This window comes from Streptomyces sp. W16, assembly GCF_033194735.1.
In the GTDB taxonomy this organism is placed as follows: Bacteria; Actinomycetota; Actinomycetes; order Streptomycetales; family Streptomycetaceae; genus Streptomyces.
This window is the reverse complement of record NZ_JAWOAI010000858.1, coordinates 1-2587: the sequence shown is the minus strand read 5'-3', so window position 1 is coordinate 2587 and position 2587 is coordinate 1. Positions and strand designations below refer to the sequence as shown.

General features: G+C 70.2%; 2 protein-coding genes. Both read left to right on the top strand.

All coding sequences use genetic code 11. From position 1 onward, the window contains the following. The first annotated feature begins 385 nt into the window (after positions 1–385). Entirely contained in the window at positions 386–1693 is a 1308-nt protein-coding gene (locus R6V09_RS50520; protein WP_317888152.1) for an alginate lyase family protein, read from the top strand. A 43-nt stretch (positions 1694–1736) separates the two neighbouring features. Then, positions 1737–2587 (top strand): RNA polymerase sigma factor (locus R6V09_RS50515; protein ID WP_317888151.1); only part of this gene is annotated, 851 nt, incomplete at its 3' end.

The window sequence follows — 2587 nt, the reverse complement described above, 5'->3', positions numbered from 1 at the left end:
GACCAGCCGTCCCCCGTACGGCGGTCGAGGGCGACGAGGACGCGGCGAACGCGGGTGCGGCCAGCGGTCCGGCCGCGAGCGCGAGGACGAGCGAGGCGGTGAGGACGGTGGTGCGGCGGCGGGTGCGCATCGGCTGCTCCTGAGATCTCCGGTGGCTGTCGGTGATCAGCCTCATCGACTGCGGCCGTCCGCGGATCGTCGGCGAGGAGGGTGCCCGTCCCTGGCGTCACCCGGACCAACTCCCTTACAGAACAAGGGATTTACCAGGGTTTCCCCCTACGGGTTCCAACTCGGCGCCGTAGCTGCCGCAAAAACTGTTATCGCCGGAGCCTTCACCCCGTCTCCCTCTGCGTCCCCAGTCTCCTCACGCACCGGAGCCACCCACATGGCCACGAGCGCACCCAAGCCGACCAGTGCCCGCAAGCCCGTCAACAAGCACCGCCTCACCCGCCGGGGCCTCTTCACGCTCGGCGGCGGAGTCGCGGCGGCGGGAGTCGTCGGCGGCGGGATCGCCGCGTTCTCGGGCGGTGGGGCCAACGCCGCGCAGACCGGTATCGCCACCGCCATCGGTACCCCCACCGCCAGGCCGGAGGCCCTCGCGCATCCGGGCATGCTGCACAACGCCGGTGACCTGCATCGCGCCGAGGTCCGGGTCGCCGCCCGCAAGGACCCCTGGCTGAAGGGCTGGACGCGGCTCACCAACAACCCGCATTCCGCGAGCACTTGGCGGCCCCGCCCGCAGGCCGTCGTCGTACGCGGCGGCACCGGCCAGAACTACGGCATCCTCTACAACGACATCCATGCCGCCTACCAGAACGCCCTGCGCTGGAAGATCGGCGGCACCAAGGCCAACGGCGACACGGCCGTCGCCATCCTCAACGCCTGGTCGGCCACCTTGACTTTGGTCAACGGCAACTCCGACCGCTTCCTCGCCTCCGGCATCTACGGCTACCAGTTCGCCAACGCGGCCGAACTCGTCCGCGACCACCCGCACTTCGAGTTCGCCCGCTTCAAAAAGATGCTGCGCACCGTCTTCACGCCGATGAACACCGACTTCCTGACCAACCACAACACCGCCAACATCACCAACTACTGGGCCAATTGGGACCTCTGCAATGTCGCCTCCCTCATGGCGACCGGCATCCTGTGCGACGACCGCGCCACCTTCGAACGCGCGGTGACCTACATGAAGTCCGGTGCGGGCAACGGCTCGTTCAAGCACGCCATCCCGTTCGTCTACGGCGGCCAGGGCCTCGCCCAGTGGCAGGAGAGCGGCCGGGACCAGGGCCACACCATGATGGGCATGGGCCTGCTGGGCGCGATCTGCGAGATGGCCTGGAACCAGGACGTCGACCTCTACGGCTACCTCGACAACCGGTTCATGAAGGCCGCCGAGTACGTCGCCAAGTACAACCTCGGCGCGGCCGTGCCCTTCACGACGTACGCCTGGCGCAGCGGGCAGGGCGCCGGCCGGTACATGGAGCAGCCTGTGATCTCCGACATAGCCCGGGGAGCCGTTCGCCCGGTTTGGGAGATTCTGCACAACCACTACGCCCGCCGACGGCGCCTGAGCACCCCGTTCATCACCCTCATGGCTGAGAAGGTGCGTGCGGAGGGCGGTGGCGGCGACTACGGGCCCAACAGCGGCGGCTACGACCAACTCGGCTTCGGGACGCTGCTGTACAGCAAGTGACACCGTCGTGGACCACGTGACACCGGGGAGGGCGAGGGGCGACATGGACGGACGGCAGTGGCACTCCACCATCGCGGCGGCACAGGCCGGTGACCGGCGGGCGCTGGACGAACTGGTCGCGGGCTGGCTGCCGTTGGTCTACAACGTGGTCGGCCGCGCCCTCAACGGCCATGCGGACGTGGACGACGTCGTCCAGGAGACGATGCTTCGCGCCGTCGACCACCTGGGCTCGCTCCGCGACCCCGACAGCTTCCGGTCCTGGCTGGTCGCGATCGCCATGCGCCAGATCCGGGACCGGGCCCGCCGCCGCAAGTCCCCCGACCAGCTGCCGGACGGGCTACCGGGCGACGCCGCCGACTTCGCCGAACTCACGGTTCTACGGCTGCAGTTGGAGGGCCAGCGGCGCGAGGTCGCGGAGGCGGTCCGCTGGCTCGACGACGAGGACCGCCAACTGCTCTCCCTGTGGTGGCTGGAGGTCGCGGGCGAACTCACCCGCCGCGAACTGGCGTCGGCGGTGGGAATCAGCCGCCAGCACGCGGCGGTCCGCGTCCAGCGCATGAAGGAACGCCTGGAGACCGCCCGAACCATCGTCCGCGCCCTCGACGGCGCCTGCCCCGAACTGCGCGAGGTCACCGCCCGCTGGGACGGCCGCCAGGACTCGGTCTGGCGCAAACGCCTGGCCCGCCACCTACGGGGCTGCACCTACTGCGGCGACCCCCGAGAGTCCGTCGTACCGGCGGAACGCCTCCTGGTCGGCATCGCCCTGGTCCCACTCCCGCTCGGCTTCACACTGTCACTGGCCTTCGGAGCGAAGACGGCGGCGGCTGCGACGGGGTTGGCGGGGGCGGCGTTCGCGGCGGGGGCGAGTGGGGCAGGCGGGACGGCGGGCGTGGC